The following is a 22,837-nucleotide window of genomic DNA, read 5'->3' on the forward strand; positions in this document are numbered from 1 at the left end:
CGGCGCCGGCCGCACCGCGTCAGTCCCGGGCGCGCAGCCGGTCGTAGGCCAGCCCGAGCGCCCCCTGCGCCACCAGCACGCCGCCCGCGAACGCCCAGCCGCCGCTGCGCCGCCGCAGGCCCCACAGGGCGAGCGCGACACCGGCCGCCAGCTGGGCCCCGTTCAGCAGGCGGGCCCTGGGGCCGCGCACCCAAGGGCCGACGGGACCGCTCTCCACCACGTCGAGTTCCGCGCGCACGGCGTCGCGCCACCCGGACCACTCCACCGACTCCGCACCCGGCTGCACCCGCGCCGCCTCCCGCAGCCGGTCGGCCGGTTCGCCCGGGGACAGGCCGGCGGGGAGCACGACGCCGAGCCGGGACAGTACCGCCATCAGCCCGAGCAGCCTGGCCCTGCCGTCGGCGTCGGGGTCGGGCCGGGTGAGCGCCGCCAGGGATTCCATGTCCAGTACGGGGTCGAGCCCGAGCCGCGCCGCGAACGTACGCATCGCCTCGTCCTCCCCCACCGGCGTGCCGTCCGCGAGCCATTCGTAACCGACCTGGCGGCGGAAGCCCGAAGCGAGCGTGAAGCCGGTGCGGTCGGCGTCCCACCAGAGGGCGAGAACCGGCCATGTGACGCCGACGGCGAGCGCCGTGGCCCAGCCCGCCAGCACCCGGTCGACCGGTTCGCCGTCGTCCAGCCACGGTTTGCCCTCGGGAACGACGACGCTCCAGCGCCCCGCCGGGGCGGAGCCGCTCGCGTCGCAGGCCGGTGCCAGGAGCAGCCGCTCCCGCAGCAGATGGGCCGCCGGGCGTACCGCCTCCGGCTCGGCCCCGCACAGCAGCAGTGCTCCCACGGGGCCCGAGCCGTATCCGGATGTCGCGTTCATGCCCTCACGCTAGGGCACTTTGCCCCCTGGTGGCGCGTATGAGTGGGCCGCTCGCGCCGTCGGCGCCTTGACTTCGCAAGTCCGCGATATATCGTGTTTCTGGAAAGACGCGATATGTTGCGTCCGTCCAGCCAGATCGGGGAGGACACATGACAGAGCCGGCATGGGCGGTCGCCGAGCCGCGAAAGCTCACCTTCGAAGACCCGGTGACGGCGCTCCAGGTGCGCATCGTCAACGGAACCGTGAACGTCGTCGGCGTCGAGGAGGGCCCGGCCCGCCTCGAAGTGACGGAGATCGACGGCCCGCCGCTGACCGTGACCCATCAGGACGGCACCCTCACCGTCACGTACGAGGACCTGCCCTGGAAGGGCTTCCTCACGTGGCTCGACCGCAGGGGCCCGCAGCGCAGCGCGGTGGTCTCCCTCGCGGTCCCCGTGAACTCCTCGGTGGCGGTCGGAGTCATCGGCGCGGGCGCCGTCGTCTCGCGCATCGGGGGACGTACGGACGTACGCGGCGTCACCGGTGACATCACGCTCGTCGGCCTCTCCGGCGCCGTGCGCGCCGACACCGTCGCGGGCGGCGTGGAGGCGCAGGGCGTCACCGGCGAGCTCCGCTTCCACTCCGTATCGGGGGACCTGACCGTCGTCGACGGCTCGGGAACGTCCGTACGGGCGGACTCCGTCAGCGGCGACATGGCCGTCGACGTCGACCCCGCCGGGAAGCCGGCCGACATCTCCCTCACCTCGGTCTCGGGCGAGGTCGCCATCCGGCTGCCGCACCCGGCCGACGCCACGGTCGAGGCGAACACGGCGAGCGGCTCCGTCTCCAACGCCTTCGAGGACCTGCGGGTCAGCGGGCAGTGGGGAGCGAAGCGGATCACCGGCACCCTCGGGACGGGCAGCGGCCGGCTGCGCGCGACGACCGTGTCCGGCTCCATCGCCCTGCTCCGCCGCCCGCCGGCCGGTGCGGACCCGTACGAGACGGACCCCGAAGCCCCGGCCGACAAGAAGGTGCTCTGACATGCCCCCCGTTTTCGCCCACGGCCGACTGCGCCTGTACCTCCTCAAGCTGCTCGACGAAGCCCCGCGCCACGGTTACGAGGTGATCCGGCTCCTGGAGGAGCGCTTCCAGGGCCTGTACGCCCCGTCCGCCGGCACCGTCTACCCCCGCCTCGCCAAGCTGGAGGCCGAGGGCCTGGTCACGCACGCCACCGAGGGCGGCCGCAAGGTCTACTCGATCACCGACGCGGGCCGCGCCGAACTGGCGGGCCGCGGCGGCGAGCTGGCCGACCTGGAGCTGGAGATCCGCGAGTCGGTCTCCGAGCTGGCCGCCGAGATCCGCGACGACGTACGCGGCGCCGCGGGCAACCTGCGCCGCGAGATGCGGGCCGCGGCCGGCGAGACCCGGCACCGGACCGTCCCGGGCGAGGGCGCCGGGTCGCCGCCCAAGGCGGGCGACTGGGAGAGCGCGTTCGGCGACAGCGAGGCGTGGCAGGCGGCGAAGGAGGAGCTGCGCAGGGCCAGGCAGGAGTGGAAGGAGCAGGCCCGGCGCGCGAAGGACGAGAGCCGCCGCGCCCGCGAGGACGCGCAGGAGGCGCGCCGCCAGGCCAAGGAGGCCCAGGAGAAGGCGCAGGAGAAGGCGCGCGAGCAGATGCAGCGGATCGCGCAGCAGGTGCAGGAGCAGGTGCAGGACCGGTTCGCGCGGGGCGACTGGCCGAAGGGGGTACGGGACGGCCTCGCCGAGATCACCAGGCAGTTCGGCTTCCTCGGCCGCACGTCGCAGCCGGCCGGGACCCCGGCCGAGGTCACGGTCGACCGGGCGGACCCGCCGCCTCCGGCGCCCGAATGGGCCCAGGAGCCGCCGTCCGGCGACCCGGCGCGGGACCTGGACCGCCTGCTGGACCGCTTCCGCGACGACGTCCGCGACGCGGCCCGCGACCACGGCGTGACGGAGGACCAGCTCCGCGAGGCACGCCGCCACCTGTCCACGGCGGCGGCCCACCTGTCCGCACTTCTGCAAGGGCCGAAGGTCTAGGACAGACAGACAAATAGACAGACAGACAGACAGGCAGACAGGCAGACAGGCAGACAGGCAGACCGGACTCCGGGGCCGGGGTCACCCCCCGGCCGATGTCCGGCCCTTCGCCCCTCCGGCGCTCAGTGGGGGGGCCGGGGCGGCGGTCGCGGTGCGGGAAGGTGCGGACGGCGGAAACGCCGCCGGCACCCGTGCCCCACCACCGCACCCCGCACCCCGCGCCCCCGACGGCGGCCGTCCGGGCGGCCCCCTCAGCCCGTCCCGGCCGCGCCGGAACCGCCCGAACCGCCGGACAGGGCCTGTTCCACCGCCCCGTACGTCGCGCCGTACTCGGTCAGCACGTCCGCCACCGCCCCCGGCTGCACCGTCAGCGCCAGCAAGAGGTGCTCGTCGCCGATCTGCCGGTCGCCCCGGCCCAGCGCGACCCGCAAGGACTTCTCCAGTACGGCCTTCGCCTGCGGCGTGAAGGGGCGGTGCCCCGTCCTCAGACCGCGCCGCGCCCCGCGCCCGGACTGGAGCGCGCCCTGTCCGTGCGTCTCCTCCACCTTCGAGACGATCTCCGTGACGTCGATGCCGATACCGGCCAGCGCCTCCTGGTCCGCCTTCGACATCCCGCCCAGGCGCCGCACGTCGGCCAGCGACCGCGCCACCGCTTCGCGCTGTCCGGCGACTCCCAGGGAGGTGAGGGCGACGGACGAGCGCGTGCCGTCCTGGCCCAGCAGGGCCAGCAGCATGTGCTCTTCGGTCACCGAGTCCGCACCCGCCTGCTGCGCCTGGACGACCGCGCCCTTCACCACACCCCGCGCACTCTTCGTAAACCGCTCGAACATCAACGCCTCCCGTACTTCTTGTGGACGGCCTGCCGGCTGACGCCGAGTTCGGCCGCGATCTCCTGCCACGACCAGCCCTTGGCGCGGGCACTTCTCACTTGCACGGCTTCGAGCTGCTCCAGCAGCCGCCGCAGGGCTACGACGGCGCGCAGCCCCACCCGGGGGTCCTGGTCACCCGCCCGCTGGGCGAGATCCGTTGCATCGGTCATGTGCGTCAACCTACATTGACACCCGTCGGCTGTCAACGTTGGTTGACGCCTGGAGCGGCGGTGACCGTCACGGAGATCCGCGCGCCCGCCCGGGCGTGGACGCGCCCGCCGTCCACCCACGCCGGCCCGCTCACCCGTACGCGCCAGTCCCGGGCGCGCGAGGGCAGCGACAGCTCGGTGGGGCCGCCGCGCCCGGAAGCGACGTACGACAGGCGGTAGGTCCGCGTGGCCGGGTCGTACGACTCCGAGCGCACCCGGCCGGCGACCGCGGGCGCGTACGGCGACGCCGTCTGCTCCTTGTTCGTACGGAACTCCCCCGCCGCGTCCACCGCGCAGTAGCCGCCGCCGTAGCACCACACATAGCCCGCCCAGCCCGAGCTGTAGCGGTTCATGGACGCCAGGGCGTCGCGGTAGAAGAGGCCCATGCGGGGGAGCGCGGTGTTGAGCGGTCCCCACTCGCCCACGACCACCGGCACGCGGTGCTCCTCGGGGTACGCGGTGACGGCGGCCTCGTACGACTCGATCCAGCCGGCCGCCGGGTCGTAGTCGGCGCCCGCCTCCATGGCGGTGTTGTAGAAGTGCGGCGCGTACACGACCTTCGGGTCCTTGATCTTCCCGAGACCGGTGGGCACGCCCTCGCCCACGATCGGGGTGGGTTCGACGAACACCCAGTTGTCGCGGTCCACCGACCGCACGGCGTCAGCGAGACGGTTGTGCATCGGCGTGATCTGGTCGCGCTCGATGCGCCGGGCGGCCGTGGGCAGGTCCTCGCCCTCCCTCAGCTCACCCATCGGCTCATTGATCAGGTCGTACCCGAGCACGGCCGGATGGTCCCCGAAGCGGTCGGCGAGCACCCGCCACATGGCCGCCTGGGCACGCTGGAGGTCCGCGTCCTCGTAGAGATGCGTGAAGGCGCGCTGCACGGCCGGCTGGAAGTACTCGGAGAACCAGTCGTCCGGGTTCGGTGTGAACGGCAGCCCGTCGGTACGCGTCGCCCACTCCGGGATACCGCGGTGCCCGAAGGCCGGGCCGAAGACGTCCTGGTGGGCGTCGACGAGCACCTGGATGTCGTACCTGTGCGCCCAGTCCAGGATCCGCTCGATCTTCCGGAGGTACGCCGCGCTGTACTGCCCGCGCCGGGGCTCCAGGTCGTCCCAGAAGATCAGGAGCCGGGCGAAGTTGAAACCGCGGGCGCGCAGGTCGCGGAAGTGCCGCTCGGTGACGGCGGACAGCGCCTTGTCGCCCCGGTTCGTCTTGTCCTCGACGTTCCAGCCGCGCAGCGTGAGGACGCGGCCGCGGTCGTCGGTGAGACGGGGAACCGTGTCACCGCCGCCGTGACGTTCTCCGCCGCCCGCTTCTCTCGCACCGGCCGCCGGGGCGAGGGCCCCGGTGACCAGTGCGACCGTACAGACGAAACCGCAGATGCCTCTGAACGTTCGCACGAACACCCCTCCAGCACGTCGACGCGTACCGGAGAGGCAATCAGCAGAACTGACGCACCATCAAGAGTTTGTCAGCACGATCTTTCCGAAAAGCTCGCCGCCCGCCATGCGCTCGAAGCCCTCGCGGGCCCGGTCCAGCGGCAGCACTTCGTCGATGACCGGGCGTACGCCCGTCGCCGCGCAGAAGGACAGCAGGTCTTCCAGCTCGTCCTTGGAACCCATCGTCGAGCCGACGACCTTGAGCTCCAGGAAGAAGATCCTGTTCAGCTCGGCGGACGGCGGGTTCGGGCCGCTCGTCGCACCCGAGATGACGAGGGTGCCGCCGGGGCGCAGCGACTTCACGGAGTGCGACCAGGTGGCCGCGCCGACGGTCTCGATCACCGCGTCTACCCGCTGCGGCAGCCGCGCGCCGGGCTCGAACGCCTCCACCGCGCCCAGCTCGACGGCCCGCTTGCGCTTGGCCTCGTCGCGGCTGGTCGCGTACACGCGCAGCCCCGCCGCCTTGCCGAGCACGATCGCGGCGGTCGCGACACCGCCGCCGGCGCCCTGGACGAGGACGGTGTCACCCGGGCGTACGCCCGCGTTCGTGAACAGCATCCGGTACGCCGTGAGCCAGGCGGTCGGCAGGCAGGCGGCCTCGGCGAACGACAGTTCCCTGGGCTTCGGCAGCACGTTCCACGCGGGGACGGTGACCTGCTCGGCGAAGGTGCCCTGGTACTTCTCGGTCAGGATCGAGCGCTTCTCGCGCGGCCCGACGCCGTGGCCGGTCTCGCCGATGACGGAGTGCACGACGACCTCGTTGCCGTCGGCATCGATGCCGGCGGCGTCGCAGCCGAGGATCATCGGCAGGGCCTCCTCGCCGAGACCTACCCCGCGCAGCGACCACAGGTCGTGGTGGTTGAGGGAGGCGGCCTTGACGGTGACGGTGGTCCAGCCCGGTTTGACCTCGGGCGCGGGCCGCTCGCCCAGCTCAAGTCCGTTGAGGGGCTGGTCACGGTCGATGCGGGCGGCGTAGGCAGCGAACATGACCATGACGATAGGGCGGTCCGACGCACGACGGAACCACGCACGGGTGTGACACGCGTCGCTCACACGAGCGGTGAAGCGCGCCCGTGGCGCCACCCGGCGCACCCCACCGGGCTCCCGCCCCCGGAAAGCCGAAGGGCCGCGCCGCCCCCTCGCGGAGGACGCGGCGCGGCCCGTACGGGCGGAGCGGGAGCGTTACCGCCGCGCCACACCCTCCGCGCGAGCCGCCGCGGCGACCGCCGCGGTGACCGCCGGGGCGACCCGCTCGTCGAACGGCGACGGGATCACGTAGTCCGCGGCCAGCGCGTCACCGACGACGTCCGCCAGCGCGTTCGCCGCCGCGATCTTCATGCCCTCGGTGATCCGGGTGGCCCGCACCTGGAGCGCGCCCGCGAAGATCCCGGGGAACGCCAGAACGTTGTTGATCTGGTTCGGGTAGTCGCTGCGCCCGGTCGCGACGACCGCCGCGTACTTGTGCGCGACGTCCGGGTGGACCTCGGGGTTCGGGTTGGCCATGGCGAACACGAACGACTGAGGCGCCATCGACGCCACCGCGGGCTCCGGCACCGTACCGCCGGAGACGCCGATGAAGACGTCGGCGCCGACCAGCGCGGTCTCCAGGGAACCGCTCAGACCGGCCCGGTTCGTGAGCTCCGCCAGCTCGCGCTTGACGTCCGTCAGGTCCTCGCGGTCCCGGCTCACGATGCCCTTGCGGTCGGCCACGGCCACGTCACCGAGACCGGCCGCCAGCAGGAACTTCGCGATGGCGACCCCGGCCGCACCGGCGCCCGAGATCACGGCGCGCAGGTCGCCGAGCGTACGGCCGGTGAGCTTGGCCGCATTGCGCAGCGCCGCCAGGGTGACCACGGCCGTGCCGTGCTGGTCGTCGTGGAAGACCGGAATGTCCAGCTCTTCCTGGAGCCGGCGCTCGATCTCGAAGCAGCGCGGCGCCGAGATGTCCTCGAGGTTCACGCCGCCGAAGGACGGGGCGAGCCGCACGACGGTCTCGATGATCTCGTCCACGTCGGTCGTCGCGAGCGCGATCGGCACCGCGTCGACGCCGCCGAACTGCTTGAAGAGGATCGCTTTGCCCTCCATCACCGGGAGCGATGCCTCGGGGCCGATGTCGCCGAGCCCCAGGACCGCCGTGCCGTCCGTCACGACGGCCACGACGTTCGACTTCCAGGTGTAGTCGTTCACGAGCTCCGGCTGCTCGGCGATGGCGCTGCACACCTTGGCGACGCCCGGCGTGTACGCGAGGGACAGGTCGTCCTTGTCGCGCACCGGCACGGTCGCCTGGATGGCCATCTTGCCCCCGCGGTGCAGGGCGAAGGCCGGATCGAAGGGCTCCTCATGAGCCCCTTCCGCACTGTTCTCCGTAGTGCTGTCGCTGCGAGGATTGACGATCTCCGCTGCCATTTGTTTTACCCCTTAAGTCTTCATCAGTTGAGGGTGGCCGCTCCTGGTTGAGGAGGGGTGGGCGGGCACCGCGTACGTTCCCTGCGCCGGCGGTTGGCCCGCCCTGACAGAGAGGAGGTACGTACGCGCGGGCGCGCCGCACACGCGCCCTGAGCCCCGGATGAGGGGTGTAACCGTCTTTTCTACCTGATCGACGGCATCACCGACGAGCCCGTATCGCTTCGGAGACACGACTCATGCGTGCATGTGGGGACAAGTCCGTTTGACGGCATGATTCGGATCCATATGACGAGACGGACCGGAGATTTTCCGGCCGAAAAGGCAGTACTCAACAGAAGGTCCGGCCTTGATGTACCGGCCTGTTGAGATTCGGGGGTCACCCGTTACCCGATTTTGACATGACTGGAGCCCTGAATGGGCTAGTCCGAATGGCAAGATGCCGTAATCACACGAGGTCGCGATACTCGAAGTAGTGTGCCCGGCCTCCCAGGCCACTCCCCTTTCCCGCCGGAGGAACCAACCATGACCGCACGCAACACCCGTCGTACGACCGCCACCAAGTCCAGGACAGCCGCGGTCGGCGCGATCGCGGTCGCCGGTGCTCTGCTGCTCGCCGGCTGCGGTGACCAGACCGGCTCCGGCTCGGGCACCGAGGAAACCAAGGGCACGAAGTCGTCCAGCGCCCCGCTCTTCGACAAGCTGCCCAAGAAGTACCAGGACGCCGGCGTGATCAAGGTCGGTACGGACGCCGCCTACGCTCCGATGGAGTACGAGGAGGGCGGGAAGATCGTCGGCATCGACCCCGACATCGCCGCCGCTCTCGGCAAGGAGCTCGGTGTCGAGTTCAAGTTCACCAGTGGCACCTTCGACGGTCTGATCACGTCGCTGAACACCGGTCGCCAGGACATCGTCATGTCGGCCATGAGCGACACCAAGGCCCGCCAGGAGGGCCTGGACGACAAGGGCAAGAAGGCCGGCAAGGGCGTCGACTTCGTCGACTACTTCAACTCGGGCGTCTCCCTGCTGGTCAAGAAGGGCAACCCGGAGAACATCAAGTCCCTGGACGACCTCTGTGGCAAGAAGGTCGCCGTCCAGCGCGGCACGATCTACGAGGACACCTTCAAGGACCAGGCCAAGAAGTGCGGCAAGGAGAAGCTTGAGATCTCGTCGTTCGACACCGACGCCGAGGCGCAGACCCGCGTGAAGATCGGCGGCGCCGTTGCCGACCTGAACGACTACCCGGTCGCGGCCCACATCGCGAAGACCGCGGGCGGCGGCAAGGACTTCGAGGTCACCGGCGGCCAGATCGGCGCCGGCCCGTTCGGCATCGCCGTGAACAAGGACAACACGGAGCTGCGTGACGCCATCAAGGCGGCTCTGGACGCGATCATCAAGAACGGCGAGTACGAGAAGGTCCTGGAGAAGTGGGACGTCAAGGACAGCGCCGTCACCGAGGCGACCGTCAACGCCGGCAAGTAAGTCACGGCGTTCTCGCCCCAAGCGTTCACTGAAGGGCAGTCACAGTGACTGACAAGTTCGACAAGGCGCCCGCCGAAGAGCCCCCCGAGGATTCTCCGGCCGCCAAGGCGGAAGCCACCCCCGCTTCCACCGCTCCCCCCGAGCAGATCAAGGCCATCCCGGTACGGCACTGGGGCCGCTGGGTCTCCGGCGTGATCGTGGTCGCGCTGCTCGGCACGCTGATCTACGCGTTCTCGCAGGGCAACGTCCAGTGGGACACGGTCGGGGACTTCATCTTCGACCAGCGGATCATCGAGGGCATGGGCCGCACGCTGCTGATCAGCGTGCTGTCGATGGCCATCGGCCTGGTCCTGGGTGTCGTCTTCGCGGTCATGCGACTGTCGAAGAACCCCGTCACCGGGGCAGTCGCGTGGCTGTACATCTGGTTCTTCCGCGGCACGCCCGTGTTCGTCCAGCTGCTGCTGTGGTTCAACCTCGCCTTGATTTTCCCGATCCTGAACATCGGGTTCTACAAGGACGAGATGGTCGACGTCATGACCCCGTTCATGGTCGCCCTGCTGGGCCTGGGCCTGAACGAGGGTGCCTACATGGCGGAGATCGTCCGTGCGGGCATCCAGTCGGTCGACGAGGGCCAGACCGAGGCGGCGCACGCGCTGGGCATGAAGAACAGCAAGACCATGCGCCGCGTGGTGCTGCCGCAGGCGATGCGGGTGATCGTGCCGCCGACCGGAAACGAGTTCATCAACCTGCTCAAGACGTCGTCCCTGGTCGCGGTCGTGACGTACGTGGACCTGACACGAGCGGCGCAGAACATCGGCTCCACGTCCTTCGCCGTGATGGAGATGCTCCTCGTGGCCTCCGTCTGGTACCTGGTCCTGACCAGCATCTTCAGCGTCGGCCAGTACTACCTGGAGCGCCGTTACGCACGGGGCTCCCTGCGGACGCTGCCGCCGACTCCGTGGCAGAAGGTCAAGCGCAACCTGACGTCCTTCTCCAGCCCGAGGGGGGCATGACATGACCGCCATGGTGAAGGCCGAGGGCGTACACAAGTCCTACGGCGCCGCCCACATCCTCAAGGGCATCGACCTGGAGGTCGCCCCGCGTGAGGTGTTCTGCCTGGTCGGCCCGTCCGGCTCCGGCAAGTCCACGTTCCTGCGGTGCATCAACCACCTGGAGCAAATCAACGCCGGCCGGCTCTCGGTCGACGGCCGGCTCGTGGGTTACCGCGAGAAGGGCGACAAGCTCTACGAGCTGAAGGACAGCGAGGTCGCGGCGCACCGCCGGGACATCGGCATGGTCTTCCAGCGCTTCAACCTCTTCCCGCACATGACGGCGCTCGAAAACGTCATGGAGGCCCCGATCCAGGTCAAGGGCGAGGCGAAGGCGGTGGCCCGCGCGCGGGCCGAGCGTCTGCTGGACCGCGTCGGCCTGGCCGACAAGTCCAAGAACTACCCGTCGCAGCTCTCCGGCGGCCAGCAGCAGCGTGTGGCGATCGCCCGCGCGCTGGCCATGGAGCCGAAGCTGATGCTCTTCGACGAGCCGACGTCGGCGCTCGACCCCGAGCTGGTGGGCGACGTGCTCGACGTCATGCGCGGTCTCGCCGAGGACGGCATGACGATGATCGTCGTCACGCACGAGATGGGCTTCGCCCGTGAGGTCGGCGACGCGCTGGTCTTCATGGACGACGGCGTGGTGGTCGAGGCGGGCAACCCGCGCGACGTACTGACGAACCCGCAGCACGACCGCACGAAGGCGTTCCTGTCGAAGGTTCTCTAGCGGTTGGGAGAGAGGCGGTACGGACCTCCGGGTCCGTACCGCCTCTCTCGTTTTTCCGGCCTTGGCCTACTTCACCGCCAGCACCAGCGCGTCCGACGGTGAGCGCCACACCGTCCGCGCCTCCCCGAAGCCGCCGGCCTCGCGCAGCGTCCGCCCGTGCCACGCGGCGCTCGGGGTGTCGCCGTCCGCGTGCTCGCCGTAGATCTCGAAGCGCCTGGCGGTCGGCTCGGCCAGTACGGGGTCCTTGGCGGCCAGGGCCCACCACTCGGCCCAGTCCAGCGCCCCATCGGCTTTGGCGCGGTCCATGTGGGCGTGGCGGTGGGCGCGCTCGGCCGCGTTGATGCGCGGGGTGCTCTCGTCGATCATGTGGTCGGCGTTCATGAAGACGCCGCCGTCGCGCACCAGGCCGCCGAGCTGCCCGTACAGGGTGGTGAGGTCGTCGCTGTGCAGCCAGTGCAGCGCCGTGGCCGTGAGGACGGCGTCGTACGACGCGTACGGCAGCGCACGGGTCCAGTCCGGGTCCTTCAGGTCGGCCGTCACGAAGGTGACCCGCCCGTCCCCGTCGAAGTACCCGCGCGCGATGGCGAGGAGCGCCGGGTCGAGATCGACCCCGGTACTGGTGGCCTTCGGGAACCGCTTGAGCAGCCGGTCCGTAATACTTCCCGTACCGCAGGCCAGATCCAGGACCCGCGGCTCGGGGCCGACCAGCGCCTCGACCATGTCGAGCATCACCCGGAACCGCTCCTCGCGGTCCGGCATGTACCACTCCTGCTGCCGGTCCCAGCTCTCCTGCCAGGCCGCCCAGTCCGTGCGCGCCGCCATTCCCAAGCCCGTCTCCGCCATCAGAACTCCTCCGCTCCGTTCCGTAATACCCTCGAAGCACAAACAGCCATTACGCAGACCCTAGACCGCCCTCGTAAGGACTACAAGTGGAACTGGCCTATTACTCGGACTACGCCGTGCGCCTGGTCAACAGCGAGGAGCCGGCCCGCAACAAGGACACCCTCACGTCGGTGGAAGCGGTCAGGTCGCTCTTCGGCGGCAACGCGTCGGCGGCCCGGCGGGCGACCGACGCGGACGTCACGCGTTTCCGTTCCGTACGGGGCCGCCTGCGCGCGATCTTCGAGGCGGCGGACGGGGGCGACGAGACCCTCGCCGTCGACCTGCTGAACTCCCTGCTGATGGAGTTCCCGGTCAGCCCGCAGATTTCGGGCCACGAGACGCGCAAGGAGGACGGCCGCCCGGACTGGCACATGCACCTCGCCGACCACCCGTCCAACGCGACGGCGGGGTACGCCGCCATCGCCTCGATGGGCCTGGCCTTCCACCTGACCGAGCACGGGGCGGACCGCCTCGGCCTGTGCCAGGCGCCGCCGTGCCGCAACGCCTACCTCGACACCTCGACCAACCGCTCGCGCCGCTACTGCTCGGACCGCTGCGCGACCCGTGCCAACGTCGCCGCCTACCGGGCCCGCAAGCGCCTGGAGACCGACCGGTCGGCGAATACGGGCCGTACGGCGGACAGCAGCCAGGAGAGCACCACCACGGCCGACCGCTGACGCCCGTCCCGGATCGGGCGGTACCGGGCGCGGACGCGTCCCAGGATCAGCTCGGGGGGCACCGCCCCGAACGCCCGGCTGTCCACGACCTCGGCGTCCGGATTGTCGCCGAGCACCCACCAGCCGGCCCCCCGCCGGTCCACCAGCCGCTTCACGATGAGCAGATCCTGCTGGAGGGGATGGCGCAGAACGGCCACGTCCCCCGGCCGCAGTACCGCTCCGTAGTGCACCAGCAGCTGATCCCGGTGCCGCAGTGTCGGCACCATGGAAAGTCCCGTCACTTCGGCGACCCCGAACATCGCGGTCGGATCCCGCCCTTGATCCACCATCCGGCACCTCCCGGTCCGATCCTCCACCAGTCCCATACTGACCCTGGACTTTTGACCTAAGCCCATGGGGGCACCCGCGAAAACAGGTCTCTCACGGAGTAATGTCCCCCCTGAGAAGACGATCACGAGGAAGGAAGCTCTTACATGCTCTCCCGCCTGTTTGCCCCCAAGGTGAAGGTCAGCGCACACTGCGACCTGCCCTGCGGCGTGTACGACCCGGCCCAGGCCCGCATCGAGGCCGAGTCGGTCAAGGCCACGCAGGAAAAGATGCAGGCCAACGACGACGCGCACTTCCAGGCGCGCGCCACAGTCATCAAGGAGCAGCGCGCGGAGCTCGCCAAGCACCACGTTTCGGTGCTGTGGAGCGACTACTTCAAGCCCCCGCACTTCGAGAAGTACCCGGAGCTGCACCAGCTCGTCAATGACGCCCTCAAGGCGCTCAGCGCCGCGAAGGCTTCGACCGACCCCGCGACGGGCCAGAAGGCGCTGGACTACATCGCCCAGATCGACAAGATCTTCTGGGAGACCAAGAAGGCCTGACCCGGCCGAGGCTCTCCGGCCCGCCCTCGCGCGGGTACGACGCCCACGTGCCCGCACCCGGTCCGCAGACCGCCTACCCCGGCGGCCCCTGACGGAGCGGGTGCGGTCTTCTTTTCCCGGGCCCTGCCCCGGCCGGGGCGGTGCCGGGCCGCCAGAACGGCCGGTCGCGCTCCGTGAGTCGCGCGCGTGGGCCCGCGCCGCGCAGGACGACGTCGAGTGCGCGGTCGGGATCGGCGGCGTAACAGTTGCTGAACCAGGCCATGTTGGCCTCGACCACGGCCCATTCCCCGGCCGGGCCGCCCGCGGGCGTGCGCAGCAGGCCGACGTCCACCACCACCGCGCTGGGCAGCGTACGGCCGCAGGCGGTGAGCAGGCGCTCCGCGAAGTCCATGACCGTGCCCCGGTGGCGGTGTCCGTCCAGGGGCGCCGCGTCGAGCTGTCCGAAGGTGGCGTACTGCGAGCCCGTGCGGACCTCCCCGTCGAGGACGAACAACCGGAACTCGACCTTCCACGTCACTACGTCACTGATGAGCACGCTTGTGTCCGGTGCGAGCCCGCCGGGCAGGCAGTGCCCGTCGGCGTACACCCCGGCCGGGAAGCTCTTGTCCCTCGGTGGCTTCACGAACATGGGGCGCCTCAGACGTCGCGCCGTCTCCAGGGTCCCCGTGGTGACATGTCTCCGCGTGAACTCTCCGGGCAGGGCGGACAGCCACTCGTCGGCCGGCTCCAGGGGCGCGACCGAAAGGTCGTCGGCGACCCTCGCCGCGAACAGCGGGCCGCCGTAGTAATGACCGCCCTCCCGTTCCCCCGCGAAAGGCGTCCCACCGGGGACGGCGAGTGTCACGACGTCCATCCCCCTGCGTCCGGCCGCCGCCGAGAGCAGCTCCCGGGTCGGGCTGTACCGCGGTGCCACCGCCAGAAAGTCACGCTGCGTCCCAGTCACAGGCGCCATGGTGCCGCCCGCGCTCCGGTTCCGCCTCCGCATTCCGCCGCGCACCCGTGCGGGTGATTCGTGGGGGCTCCGCGGCGTGTCCGGGTGACAGGTGCCGCTAGTACTGGTCCGTCCGTCCGTACGAGATGGAGGGATCCGTATGCGCAAGCTCACGTCCCTGGTGCCCGCACTCCTCGCCGCCGCCGCGGTCGTCGTCGGGGCGGCGCCCGGCGCCGGCGCCGCTCCCGGTGACACGGTCACCACGACAGTCGAGAAGGTCATCGAGAGCCTGCCGGTCGCGGCCGAGGACAGCGCCGGGTACAGCGCGGGGAGGTTCAGGCACTGGACCGATCCGGACCAGGACGGCTGTGACACCCGCGCCGAGGTGATCATCGCGGAGGCGACCACTCCGCCCGCCGTCGACGGGCGGTGCACCATCACGGGAGGTGCGTGGCACTCGTACTACGACAAGAAGGACCACTTCGGTGCCGGAGCCCTCGACGTCGACCATCTGGTGCCGCTCGCCGAGGCGTGGCGCAGCGGAGCGTCGGCGTGGACCGACGAGGAACGGGAGCGGTACGCGAACGACATGGGCGACCCGCGCGTGCTCGCCGCAGTCACGGCCTCCGAGAAGCGCCGCAAGGGCGACAGGGATCCGGCGCGGTGGGAGCCGTCCGACGACAGTGCCGACTGCCGGTACATCGCCGAGTGGGCCGCGGTGAAGGCGCGTTGGAAGCTGTCCGTGGACTCCGACGAGCTGGCGGCGATGCAGAACATGGTCGTGGAGTGCCAGACGGAGGAGATCACGTACGAGCTGGCCCTCTGAGGCGACCCCGGTCAGGCCGTCAGCTCCTCCTCCAGCCAGGTCTTGCCCCGCGTACGCGCCGTCAGGCGTACGCCCGTCAGCAGCGGGGCGAGACGCTCGGCCTCCGTGCGTACGGCGGCTTCGGCGTCCCGGCCCACGTCCTCCAGGAAGCGGCAGACGATCTCCCCGGTGGCGTCCTGGGCCCAGCCGCCGACGATCCGGCCGTTCCACCACAGGGAGGGGCCGATGTTGCCCGCGCGGTCGAAGAGACGAAGGGCGTGCTCACCCAGATACCAGTCGCGGGCGTGCCAGCCCATCGGCGTCGAGTCCAGGGCGGGCAGCAGCGCGGCCCAGGGCGCGGGGGCGGGCGTCGGATCGAGGTCGTCGGCGAGCAGCAGGCCGGTGCCGCCGCCCTCCAGGTCGGCCTCGACCGGGCGCAGCTCGGCCAGGACCCGCTTGACCTGCGTCTTGGTCCAGCCCGTCCACCAGCGCAGGTCGTCGGCCGTGCCGGGACCGAACGTGCGCAGCCAGCGCCTGGCCAGCTCCGTCTCGGCATCCCGGGTGTCCGGTTCGGGCAGGCCGTCCGGACACCACCGGGTCAGTGGTGACCAGCGGTACTGGTGGGACGTCCACGATCCGCGCGGCCTGCCCCGTACGGCGAGCCCTTCGGCGGCGAGCAGGAGCAGCAGGCGGCTGGCGACCTTCTGCCAGCCCTCGTAGGACTTGCCCTTCGACAGTACGAGCTCGGTGCTCAGCCGTGGGTCGGCGGCCGCCAGTTCCGCGGCCGTGATCTCGCCCCCGGCCTCCAGGGCGTCGAGCGCGGCCCGCTCGGCCCCGGCGAGCCACTCCTCGGTGCCGGCGGCGTCGGCGGCCACGCCCGCGGCCGAAAGGAGTTGCAGCAGCAGGCGGCGCTCCCGTGCGGCCAGCGCGCGGGAGCACGCGGCCTGGATCACCGGGGCGACGTCGAGGGACGTGACGAAAACGGTGCGCCGCATGCCGAGCAGCCGCAGCAGTGAGCGGTCTTCGTACAGCGCGCGCTCGACGTCCGCGACGCCGCCCGCCTTCATCCGTACCAGCGCCCCGAGGTGGACGGACGACGGGTCGGTGCCGTGCAGCGCCACCAGGTCGCGCGCCACCTCCACCGGGTCGTCCGCCCTGGACTCCGCCGCCAGCCGGTGCCGCCGTGCCAGCCGTGCCCGCCGCTCGGCCGTTTCCATGCTCACACGTGTCACCATGGAAAGGGACCTTATCCGGCCAAGTGCCGATAACTGTCCGGGTTTTCGCGAAGGAACTCGGCGAACGTCGTGGCCGGGCGGCCGGTCAGGCGGGGGACGTCGTCGGAGACGGCCTCCATCTCGCCGTTGGCCATGGCCTCGTACGAGGACACCCAGCCCTGCACCTCCCACGGCTCGGCCTTGTACACGGCCCGTGAGGCGTACGCCTCCTCACGCGTCTGCGGCACGTAACTGATCGCGCGGCCCGTGGCCCGGCTCAGCTCCCGCGTGATCTCGGCGAAGGACAGGGCCTGGGGGCCGGTCAGTTCGTACGTGGCGCCGTCGTGGCTGTCGAGGCCCTCCAGCTCGGCGAGCAGTACGGCGGCCGCCGCGTCCGCGATGTCCTCGTGCGCGACGGCCGAGACGCGTCCTTCCCCGGCCGGGCCGCGGATGACGCCGTCCTTGCCGGTCATCGCGGGGAGCGCGGCCTGGTAGAAGCTGTCGCGCAGGAAGGTGTGGCGTACGCCGGTGGAGCGGATGTACTGCTCGGTGTGCCAGTGGTCGCGGGCGAAGGTGAAGGTCGCGTCGGGCGCCGCGCCCAGGAGGGACACGTACACGATCCGTTCCGCGCCCGCCGCGAGGGCCGCGTCCACGGCGGTCTTGTGCTCCCGCACCCGCCCGGGGGCCTCGTGCGCCGAGACGAGGAAGAGCGTTCCGGCGCCGTCCACCGCGGCGCGCATCGCCTCCGCGTCGCCGTAGGAGGCGGGGGGCGCCTTGACCGCGCCGGGCAGCTCGGGCAGCCGGGCGGGGTCGCGGCCGAGGAGGAGCTGCGAAACACCGGCGCCGGCGAGACGGCGTGCGACACGTCCGCCGATCCGGCCGCTCGCTCCGGTGACGGCGATTGCTGGGGTCATGAGGGGGTGTCCTTTGCTGCCGCTCTTGCGTCTTACGTCGCTGTGGGACGGCGGTGGCGACCGTCCTGGTGGCGACCGTCCCCTACACCCTCAATGGCCCCCGGCCGGGCAGCATTCCTTCGTACGGCCATTGGCACCATCGGAGCGGACGAAAGGACCCGGTCGGCCGGGCCCGCGTACGCCCACCTCGCCGCACGCCGGCGCGCTCGCCGCCGGCAGCGGACTCTCGTTGCGCAGCAGCCACTGCCGGTAGCCGGGCGCCCGCATCGCCGCCTCGCGGTACGCGGCCTCCAGATCGGCGTACACGCCTGCCGCCCCGGTGAAACCCGGCCGCCAGACGAGCAGCAGCCGTACGGCCAGCGGGTCGCCCCGCAGCGGGCGGATCGCCATGTCGTCGCGCGGTCCCGAGGTCGGCTGGCAGGGGGCGACCGCCTCGCCCATCACGATCAGGGACGTCGCCGTGTGGTAGTCCCCGCGCAGAACGGGCGGGTCGAGACCGGCCGCGGCGAACACGCGCCGCACGCCCTCCCATTCGCCGTCCACCGTGGGGTCGACCATCCACCGGTCGGTGGCCAGGTCGGTCAGCTCCACCACGGACCCGCCGGCCGCCGGATGGTCGCGCGACATCGCGATGAACTGCGGCTCCCGCTCGACCAGTACGCGCTGTTCGAGGCCCGCCGGCATCCGCAGCGCGGAGCCCTCCACCTCGTGCACGAAGGCGACATCGAGCTGCCCGGCCGCGAGCAGCCGCAGCAGCGTATGGGCCGATACGTCGACATGGAGCGAGGTGGCGGACTCCGGCAGCCGCGTCCGCAGTCTGCGCAGCCACCCTCCGATGACCCGGCTGGCGGTGGCTCCGATCCGCAGGTGCGGGTCTTCCGAGGAACGGACGGCGGCCGCTCTCGCATCGGCCACCAGCGCGCTCATCTGCTCGACGAGGGGGCGCGCCCTGCTGAGCACCGCACGCCCCAGCGGCGTCGGACGGCAGCCGGTGCGCTCGCGCGAGAACAGCTCCGCGCCCAGCGCGTTCTCGATACGGCGGAGCTGCGTGGTCAGCGACGGCTGGCTCATCCCGAGCGTACGGGCGGCCTTGTGCAGGCTGCCGGTGTCGGCGATGGCGCACAACGCGCGAAGGTGCCTGACCTCAAGCTCCATACCCCGACCCTAAGGCGGGCCGCCCGGGGCACACCAGACGCCATAAGCACAGGAATCACCGCTGATTCGGCGGAGCCGGGGCGGGTGATGCGCTCGTGCTATCACCGGCTGGCATCATCCCCGGCCGGACCTCCGGACCCGACACTCTCCCTACCCAACCGTTTGACATGAACGGAACGAGTAGGAGCCCCCCACATGAACATGCGGCACCCAAGAACCCTCCTCACCACCGCTCTCGGCCTCGGCCTCGCCGCCGCGACGCTCGGCGCCGTACCGGCGACGGCGGCGCCCTCGGCCTCGGCCTCGAACAACTCGTACGTCACGTACGAGAAGTCCAAGGAGAACGCCGCCGCCAACAAGGCATTCTTCGACGCCGTGAAGAAGTCGGTCGCCGAGAAGCGCGCCGCCAACCCCGGCGCCCTGGCCGTCACGGTCGTCTACTCCGCGGCGAGCGCGCCGAGCTTCCGCACGCAGATAGCCAGGAGCACCCAGATCTGGAACAGCTCCGTCACCAACGTGAAGCTCCAGGAAGGCTCCAACCCGGACTTCGTCTACCGGGAGGGCAATGACCCCCGCGGCTCGTACGCCAGCACCGACGGCCACGGCAGCGGGTACATCTTCCTCGACTACCGCCAGAACCAGCAGTACAACTCGACCCGCGTCACCTCCCACGAGACCGGCCATGTGCTGGGTCTGCCCGACCACTACTCGGGCCCATGCAGCGAGCTGATGTCGGGCGGCGGCCCCGGCACGTCCTGCCAGAACGCCACCCCCGACCAGCGCGAGCGCAACCGCGTCAACCAGTTGTGGCAGAACGGCTTCGCCCCGGCCGCTTCCTGACCGGAAGCGGCCGTCTCCTGCCGGATGCACGCCCCGCAGGCCCCTCGCTAGCCCGTCGCTTCCGCGGCGAGCGGGGTCTGCGGGACCACCGGGACCGGTGGGGCGGCCGAGTCCGCCCGCACGTACGGGAACGCGCCGCGGTATCCCGTCCCCGGCCCCCCGGCCGGCCTGCGCTCGAAGTCCGCGCACGCCCAGGTCTCCTGTACGAACCCGGACCGCTCGTCCCACAGCTCGAACAGCTCGTCCTTGCCCGCGACCGCCCGGTACTTCTCCTTGGCCCCCCGGAAGCAGGCGAGATTCCCGAACAGACCGCCCGCGGCGGGGTGGTAGTCGGAGAAGGCGCAGGAGATGCAGGACCGCAGGTACGCGCCGGGCGGCAGCCGTCGCTGGATGACCGTCAGAGCGTGCTCGAAGTCGTGCTCCGCCCGCTCCGACTCGTACGCCGCGCCGTCGAAGTGCAGGGTCAGAGCCAGATGTTCGCGGTCGAGGCCGCCTGCCGGAAGCGGCCTGCCCAGCGCGAGCAGGCAGCTGAGGGTGGCCCGGTGGACCCGCCCGTCGGCGTACACGGGCATCGGGATGTCCCATTCGAGTACGCAGTCGCACAGCGAGCCGCCCGACAGCGCGAACCCCGCCCCCTCGGGCGGCGGCCCGGCCGCCGGGTCCAGCGCGTCGAAGCTGTCGCCCTCGAAGTCCACTCCCCTGATGCGGGTACGAAGCCGCTGTCCGTCCGCCGCTATGCGGACGGCGACGGAACCCTCACGGTCGCGGTACCAGCCGGCCCATGGCTCTCCTGTCATGAGCGGGACTTTAGCCCGTTCGGGCGTCCACACCCGAACAGCCCCGGCGTCAGCGCTTCTTGCTGTACGTCAGCACGAGCGTGCCGTTGTCGAAGCTGCGGGTGGACTCGAGTTCGAAGTCGAACACCCGGAACTCGGCGGAGAACACCGGGACGCCGGAGCCCACCACGATCGGGTACACCTTGAGGACCAGCTCGTCGATCTCCTCCATGAGCTGCGCGGCGAGATTCGCCCCGCCCGCCAGGTAGATCCCGAGCCCGCTCTCCTCCTGCTTGAGCTCGCGCACCTTGGCGGCGACATCACCGGAGACGACCTCGACCTCGGGGTCGATCGCCTTGTCGACGCTGCGCGACACGACGTACTGGCGCAGGTGCTTGTACGGACTGGTGATGCCCGCTTCCAGCGCCGCGTCGTACGTCGCGCGCCCCTGGAGCATGGTGTCGAAGTGCCTGTTCTCCAGGTCGTCGACACCGAGATGCTGCCGCACGTGCGTCGGGAGGCATTCGGGATACTCGCCGATGAAGAAGTCCTTCACGAGGGACTCGCTCACCGGATAGAAGTCGTGGGTGCCGTCGGGCGCCGCGATGAAACCGTCGATGGACATACCGACGAAATACGTGAGCTTGCGCAAACTGATCCTCTGGTCGTAAGGAAGGTCCGCGGCGGCCGACCGACCGGGCGCCGCAACCACTACAGGTAGAGTGCTCTATCCGTAGTGGTTGCGCAAGGCCCTTTTTCCGCGCCGAAGTTGAGCGGCGCACCGCCGGGCGAAGGCCCCGCCGGCGTCAGCGCACGGGCTCGCGCCACATGGGCCACATGTGGGGGCCGTCGGGGAGGTCGACCGTACGGCCGGTGAAGGCGAACCCGAGCCGCTCGTACAGCTTGCCGCTCCGCTCGCTGCTCGCCTCCAGGTAGGCCGGTACGCCGTCACGGTCGCAGCGGTCGAGGACGGGCCGGATCAGCGCCGTGCCGAGCCCTTCGCCCTGGCGGTCCGGGGAGACGCCGATGAGCAGCAGGTACGCGTGCGCCCGGTCGTGCGGATGCGCCTCGCCCGTGAGCCGGCCGACGAGCTCGGCGCGTTCGTTGTCCGGATCGGCGGCCTCCCTCATCCGTACGGGAGTGTCGTCCTCCTCATCGGGCGGCCCGGCCGGCACCTGGAGCCACAGGGCCGCGGCCGATCCGTCCTCGGTCATGTCGACCCGTCCCTCGCGCAGGGCCACGTCGAGGAAAACGCCGAGGAACGTGCCGTGCACGCGGGCGCGGTGCGCCCGGTCGGGGAAGACCCAGCTGCTCACCGGGTCGTCCATGAAGGCCGCGTCCAGCAGCCGTACGAGCGCCTCACGGTCGCCCTCCCCCGCCTGTCGTATGTCCACGCCCACGGTTGTGGCCTCTTCTCTCCGGGATCCGGATGATCCGTCGTACGAACTGACGTACCAGATCCTAGAGTTGACGCCCGGACGCCGACGGGCGCCCGGGGTTTCCCCCGGGCGCCCGCCCACAGCACGTACTCCGCCAAGCCCGTTCAGCGCGTCAGCGCGTCAGCACGTCAGCACGTCAGCACGTCAGCGGGTTCTCCGGGTCACGAACTCGGCGAGCGACAGAAGGTCGCCGGCCGCCGCGAGGTCCGGAACCGCGCGGGAGAGGTGCTGCACGGCCTGGGCCATACGGTCCGCCGCGTGCCCCTGGGCCCAGTCACGCCCGCCCGCCCGGTCGACGGCGTCGGCCGCGCGCCGGACGGCGGCCGCGTCCAGCGGCCCGGCGTACAGGGCGGCCAGCTCGGCCGCGGCCTCGGTGTCCGAGGTCAGCGCCGCCACGACCGGGAGGGACTTCTTGTGGGCCACCAGATCGGCGCCCGCAGGCTTCCCCGTGTGGGACGGGTCGCCCCAGATCCCGATCAGGTCGTCGATGAGCTGGAACGCCAGCCCCGCCTCCCTCCCGAAGGCGTCCATGGCCGCGACCTCCTCGTCGTCCGCGCCCGCGTAGAGCGCGCCGAGGGCGCACGCGCAGCCGAGCAGGGCTCCCGTTTTCGCCTCGGCCATGGTCAGGCATTCGTCGAGCGACACCTCCCCCGGGCCACGCCGCTCGAACGCGCAGTCCGCCTGCTGTCCCGCGCACAGCTCGATGACACAGGCGGCGAGCCGCGCCGACGCCCTTGCCGCCGCCGGGTGCGGGTCCTCCGCGAGCAGCCGCAGGGCGAGGGCGCACATGGCGTCCCCGGCGACGATGGCGTCCGGTACGCCGAACACCGTCCAGGCCGTGGCCCGGTTTCGGCGCGTCGGGTCCTCGTCGATGACGTCGTCGTGGAGCAGCGTGAAGTTGTGCGCGAGCTCCACGGCGGCCGCGGCCCGAACCGCCCGGCCCGGGTCCCCGCCGAGCGCCTGGGTGGCGGCCAGGACGAGTGCGGGCCTGATCGCCTTGCCCGACTGCCCCTCGGCGGGTGTGCCGTCGGCCCGCTCCCAGCCGAAGTGGTACATCGCGATCCGCCGTATGGACCCCGGCAGGCTCTCCACTCCCGTGCGCAGCTGCGGGTCGACGGTCCTGCGGGTGCGTTCGAGGAGGGCCGCCGCCTCTTGCCCCTCGGTGGCGGCCGCTTCCGCTCTGGTCATCGTCACGGTCACTTCCTCCAGCAGTGCTTGTACGGTGCTCCCCCGGGAACACGGACCGCCTGGG

At 71.1% G+C, this 22,837-nt stretch carries 25 protein-coding genes; 9 read left to right on the forward strand and 16 right to left on the reverse strand.

The window, feature by feature from the left end:
* Nucleotides 1-19: 19 nt before the first annotated feature.
* On the reverse strand, nucleotides 20-868 hold the full coding sequence (locus tag AS594_RS11750) for a hypothetical protein (RefSeq protein WP_069926982.1): 849 nt from the start codon (nucleotides 866-868) through the stop codon (nucleotides 20-22).
* 149 nt (nucleotides 869-1,017) lie between these two features.
* Between AS594_RS11750 and AS594_RS11755 the strand changes: the two genes are divergently transcribed.
* On the forward strand, nucleotides 1,018-1,887 hold the full coding sequence (locus AS594_RS11755) for a DUF4097 family beta strand repeat-containing protein (RefSeq protein ID WP_069926983.1): 870 nt from the start codon (nucleotides 1,018-1,020) through the stop codon (nucleotides 1,885-1,887).
* Nucleotide 1,888: 1 nt separating this feature from the next.
* Complete coding sequence (locus AS594_RS11760; protein ID WP_069926984.1) at nucleotides 1,889-2,902, forward strand: helix-turn-helix transcriptional regulator; 1,014 nt, start codon at nucleotides 1,889-1,891, stop codon at nucleotides 2,900-2,902.
* A 251-nt stretch (nucleotides 2,903-3,153) separates the two neighbouring features.
* Here the strand turns inward: AS594_RS11760 and AS594_RS11765 are convergent, their stop codons facing one another.
* The 5 genes from AS594_RS11765 to AS594_RS11785 all read right to left on the reverse strand — a co-directional run bounded on the left by AS594_RS11765 (nucleotide 3,154) and on the right by AS594_RS11785 (nucleotide 7,828).
* Complete coding sequence (locus AS594_RS11765; protein WP_069926985.1) at nucleotides 3,154-3,732, reverse strand: Clp protease N-terminal domain-containing protein; 579 nt, start codon at nucleotides 3,730-3,732, stop codon at nucleotides 3,154-3,156.
* Nucleotides 3,732-3,941 carry a helix-turn-helix domain-containing protein gene (locus tag AS594_RS11770; protein WP_069926986.1) on the reverse strand — a complete coding sequence of 70 codons (210 nt, stop codon included), beginning with the start codon at nucleotides 3,939-3,941 and terminating at the stop codon, nucleotides 3,732-3,734. Before AS594_RS11770 ends, AS594_RS11765 begins: the two co-directional genes overlap by 1 nt.
* Nucleotides 3,942-3,973: 32 nt before the next feature.
* Nucleotides 3,974-5,383: a cellulase family glycosylhydrolase gene (locus tag AS594_RS11775; protein ID WP_240508990.1), complete on the reverse strand. Its 1,410-nt coding sequence runs from the start codon at nucleotides 5,381-5,383 to the stop codon at nucleotides 3,974-3,976.
* 60 nt (nucleotides 5,384-5,443) lie between these two features.
* Nucleotides 5,444-6,409 (reverse strand): zinc-binding dehydrogenase, encoded by a 966-nt coding sequence (locus AS594_RS11780; protein WP_069930456.1) that lies wholly within the window; start codon nucleotides 6,407-6,409, stop codon nucleotides 5,444-5,446.
* Nucleotides 6,410-6,604: 195 nt separating this feature from the next.
* Nucleotides 6,605-7,828, reverse strand: a complete 1,224-nt coding sequence (locus AS594_RS11785; protein ID WP_069926987.1) for an NAD(P)-dependent malic enzyme — start codon at nucleotides 7,826-7,828, stop codon at nucleotides 6,605-6,607.
* A 522-nt stretch (nucleotides 7,829-8,350) separates the two neighbouring features.
* Between AS594_RS11785 and AS594_RS11790 the strand changes: the two genes are divergently transcribed.
* The 3 genes from AS594_RS11790 to AS594_RS11800 are packed head-to-tail and all read left to right on the forward strand — an operon-like array spanning nucleotide 8,351 to nucleotide 11,083.
* Complete coding sequence (locus AS594_RS11790) at nucleotides 8,351-9,307, forward strand: ABC transporter substrate-binding protein (RefSeq protein ID WP_069926988.1); 957 nt, start codon at nucleotides 8,351-8,353, stop codon at nucleotides 9,305-9,307.
* Nucleotides 9,308-9,351: 44 nt separating this feature from the next.
* Nucleotides 9,352-10,320, forward strand: a complete 969-nt coding sequence (locus tag AS594_RS11795; protein WP_069926989.1) for an amino acid ABC transporter permease — start codon at nucleotides 9,352-9,354, stop codon at nucleotides 10,318-10,320.
* 10 nt (nucleotides 10,321-10,330) lie between these two features.
* Nucleotides 10,331-11,083: an amino acid ABC transporter ATP-binding protein gene (locus AS594_RS11800; protein ID WP_107358108.1), complete on the forward strand. Its 753-nt coding sequence runs from the start codon at nucleotides 10,331-10,333 to the stop codon at nucleotides 11,081-11,083.
* Nucleotides 11,084-11,149: 66 nt separating this feature from the next.
* Here the strand turns inward: AS594_RS11800 and AS594_RS11805 are convergent, their stop codons facing one another.
* Entirely contained in the window at nucleotides 11,150-11,926 is a 777-nt protein-coding gene (locus AS594_RS11805; RefSeq protein WP_069926991.1) for a class I SAM-dependent methyltransferase, read from the reverse strand.
* 86 nt (nucleotides 11,927-12,012) lie between these two features.
* Here AS594_RS11805 and AS594_RS11810 point away from each other — a divergent pair, with 86 nt between their 5' ends.
* Entirely contained in the window at nucleotides 12,013-12,642 is a 630-nt protein-coding gene (locus tag AS594_RS11810) for a CGNR zinc finger domain-containing protein (RefSeq protein ID WP_069926992.1), read from the forward strand.
* Here the strand turns inward: AS594_RS11810 and sodX are convergent.
* A complete protein-coding gene (gene sodX, locus AS594_RS40995) occupies nucleotides 12,546-12,971 on the reverse strand; it encodes a nickel-type superoxide dismutase maturation protease (protein ID WP_069933002.1) in 426 nt (141 codons plus the stop codon). The genes AS594_RS11810 and sodX overlap by 97 nt on opposite strands.
* A gap of 144 nt (nucleotides 12,972-13,115) precedes the next feature.
* Here sodX and sodN point away from each other — a divergent pair, with 144 nt between their 5' ends.
* Nucleotides 13,116-13,511: a superoxide dismutase, Ni gene (gene sodN, locus AS594_RS11815; protein ID WP_069926993.1), complete on the forward strand. Its 396-nt coding sequence runs from the start codon at nucleotides 13,116-13,118 to the stop codon at nucleotides 13,509-13,511.
* Between the two features lie 73 nt (nucleotides 13,512-13,584).
* Here sodN and AS594_RS11820 read toward each other — a convergent pair whose 3' ends face one another.
* Nucleotides 13,585-14,463 (reverse strand): ATP-grasp domain-containing protein, encoded by an 879-nt coding sequence (locus AS594_RS11820; RefSeq protein WP_069926994.1) that lies wholly within the window; start codon nucleotides 14,461-14,463, stop codon nucleotides 13,585-13,587.
* Nucleotides 14,464-14,602: 139 nt separating this feature from the next.
* Between AS594_RS11820 and AS594_RS11825 the strand changes: the two genes are divergently transcribed.
* Nucleotides 14,603-15,268 carry an HNH endonuclease family protein gene (locus AS594_RS11825; RefSeq protein WP_069926995.1) on the forward strand — a complete coding sequence of 222 codons (666 nt, stop codon included), beginning with the start codon at nucleotides 14,603-14,605 and terminating at the stop codon, nucleotides 15,266-15,268.
* Nucleotides 15,269-15,279: 11 nt separating this feature from the next.
* Here AS594_RS11825 and AS594_RS11830 read toward each other — a convergent pair whose 3' ends face one another.
* From AS594_RS11830 to AS594_RS11840, 3 genes are all read right to left on the reverse strand, one after another.
* Complete coding sequence (locus tag AS594_RS11830; protein ID WP_069926996.1) at nucleotides 15,280-16,464, reverse strand: winged helix DNA-binding domain-containing protein; 1,185 nt, start codon at nucleotides 16,462-16,464, stop codon at nucleotides 15,280-15,282.
* Between the two features lie 29 nt (nucleotides 16,465-16,493).
* On the reverse strand, nucleotides 16,494-17,375 hold the full coding sequence (locus AS594_RS11835) for an NAD(P)H-binding protein (protein WP_069926997.1): 882 nt from the start codon (nucleotides 17,373-17,375) through the stop codon (nucleotides 16,494-16,496).
* 90 nt (nucleotides 17,376-17,465) lie between these two features.
* On the reverse strand, nucleotides 17,466-18,530 hold the full coding sequence (locus AS594_RS11840; protein WP_079144660.1) for a LysR family transcriptional regulator: 1,065 nt from the start codon (nucleotides 18,528-18,530) through the stop codon (nucleotides 17,466-17,468).
* A 201-nt stretch (nucleotides 18,531-18,731) separates the two neighbouring features.
* Between AS594_RS11840 and snpA the strand changes: the two genes are divergently transcribed.
* Nucleotides 18,732-19,370 (forward strand): snapalysin, encoded by a 639-nt coding sequence (snpA, locus tag AS594_RS11845; RefSeq protein WP_069930457.1) that lies wholly within the window; start codon nucleotides 18,732-18,734, stop codon nucleotides 19,368-19,370.
* A gap of 47 nt (nucleotides 19,371-19,417) precedes the next feature.
* Here the strand turns inward: snpA and AS594_RS11850 are convergent, their stop codons facing one another.
* The 4 genes from AS594_RS11850 to AS594_RS11865 form a co-directional block, all read right to left on the reverse strand.
* Nucleotides 19,418-20,167, reverse strand: a complete 750-nt coding sequence (locus tag AS594_RS11850) for a DUF6304 family protein (RefSeq protein ID WP_069926998.1) — start codon at nucleotides 20,165-20,167, stop codon at nucleotides 19,418-19,420.
* 49 nt (nucleotides 20,168-20,216) lie between these two features.
* Entirely contained in the window at nucleotides 20,217-20,858 is a 642-nt protein-coding gene (locus AS594_RS11855) for a dihydrofolate reductase family protein (RefSeq protein WP_338120156.1), read from the reverse strand.
* Nucleotides 20,859-20,952: 94 nt separating this feature from the next.
* On the reverse strand, nucleotides 20,953-21,546 hold the full coding sequence (locus tag AS594_RS11860; protein ID WP_069927000.1) for a GNAT family N-acetyltransferase: 594 nt from the start codon (nucleotides 21,544-21,546) through the stop codon (nucleotides 20,953-20,955).
* A 183-nt stretch (nucleotides 21,547-21,729) separates the two neighbouring features.
* Nucleotides 21,730-22,773, reverse strand: coding sequence for a family 2 encapsulin nanocompartment cargo protein polyprenyl transferase (locus AS594_RS11865; protein WP_079144889.1), 1,044 nt, complete (start codon nucleotides 22,771-22,773; stop codon nucleotides 21,730-21,732).
* Nucleotides 22,774-22,837 lie beyond the last annotated feature (64 nt).

Source organism: Streptomyces agglomeratus (genome assembly GCF_001746415.1).
In the GTDB taxonomy this organism is placed as follows: Bacteria; Actinomycetota; Actinomycetes; order Streptomycetales; family Streptomycetaceae; genus Streptomyces; species Streptomyces agglomeratus.

Bases quoted from the DNA above. Each gene is read 5' to 3' on its own strand.
- AS594_RS11755 (WP_069926983.1), top strand. From the start codon at position 1,018: ATGACAGAGCCGGCATGGGCGGTCGCCGAGCCGCGAAAGCTCACCTTC.
- AS594_RS11835 (WP_069926997.1), bottom strand. From the start codon at position 17,375: ATGACCCCAGCAATCGCCGTCACCGGAGCGAGCGGCCGGATCGGCGGA.
- AS594_RS11790 (WP_069926988.1), top strand. From the start codon at position 8,351: ATGACCGCACGCAACACCCGTCGTACGACCGCCACCAAGTCCAGGACA.
- AS594_RS11785 (WP_069926987.1), bottom strand. From the start codon at position 7,828: ATGGCAGCGGAGATCGTCAATCCTCGCAGCGACAGCACTACGGAGAAC.
- snpA (WP_069930457.1), top strand. From the start codon at position 18,732: ATGCGGCACCCAAGAACCCTCCTCACCACCGCTCTCGGCCTCGGCCTC.
- AS594_RS11765 (WP_069926985.1), bottom strand. From the start codon at position 3,732: ATGTTCGAGCGGTTTACGAAGAGTGCGCGGGGTGTGGTGAAGGGCGCG.
- AS594_RS11825 (WP_069926995.1), top strand. From the start codon at position 14,603: ATGCGCAAGCTCACGTCCCTGGTGCCCGCACTCCTCGCCGCCGCCGCG.
- AS594_RS11820 (WP_069926994.1), bottom strand. From the start codon at position 14,463: ATGGCGCCTGTGACTGGGACGCAGCGTGACTTTCTGGCGGTGGCACCG.
- AS594_RS11780 (WP_069930456.1), bottom strand. From the start codon at position 6,409: ATGTTCGCTGCCTACGCCGCCCGCATCGACCGTGACCAGCCCCTCAAC.
- AS594_RS11840 (WP_079144660.1), bottom strand. From the start codon at position 18,530: ATGGAGCTTGAGGTCAGGCACCTTCGCGCGTTGTGCGCCATCGCCGAC.
- AS594_RS11830 (WP_069926996.1), bottom strand. From the start codon at position 16,464: ATGGAAACGGCCGAGCGGCGGGCACGGCTGGCACGGCGGCACCGGCTG.
- sodN (WP_069926993.1), top strand. From the start codon at position 13,116: ATGCTCTCCCGCCTGTTTGCCCCCAAGGTGAAGGTCAGCGCACACTGC.
- AS594_RS11800 (WP_107358108.1), top strand. From the start codon at position 10,331: ATGGTGAAGGCCGAGGGCGTACACAAGTCCTACGGCGCCGCCCACATC.
- AS594_RS11850 (WP_069926998.1), bottom strand. From the start codon at position 20,167: ATGACAGGAGAGCCATGGGCCGGCTGGTACCGCGACCGTGAGGGTTCC.
- sodX (WP_069933002.1), bottom strand. From the start codon at position 12,971: ATGGTGGATCAAGGGCGGGATCCGACCGCGATGTTCGGGGTCGCCGAA.
- AS594_RS11760 (WP_069926984.1), top strand. From the start codon at position 1,889: ATGCCCCCCGTTTTCGCCCACGGCCGACTGCGCCTGTACCTCCTCAAG.
- AS594_RS11750 (WP_069926982.1), bottom strand. From the start codon at position 868: ATGAACGCGACATCCGGATACGGCTCGGGCCCCGTGGGAGCACTGCTG.
- AS594_RS11805 (WP_069926991.1), bottom strand. From the start codon at position 11,926: ATGGCGGAGACGGGCTTGGGAATGGCGGCGCGCACGGACTGGGCGGCC.
- AS594_RS11770 (WP_069926986.1), bottom strand. From the start codon at position 3,941: ATGACCGATGCAACGGATCTCGCCCAGCGGGCGGGTGACCAGGACCCC.
- AS594_RS11865 (WP_079144889.1), bottom strand. From the start codon at position 22,773: ATGACCAGAGCGGAAGCGGCCGCCACCGAGGGGCAAGAGGCGGCGGCC.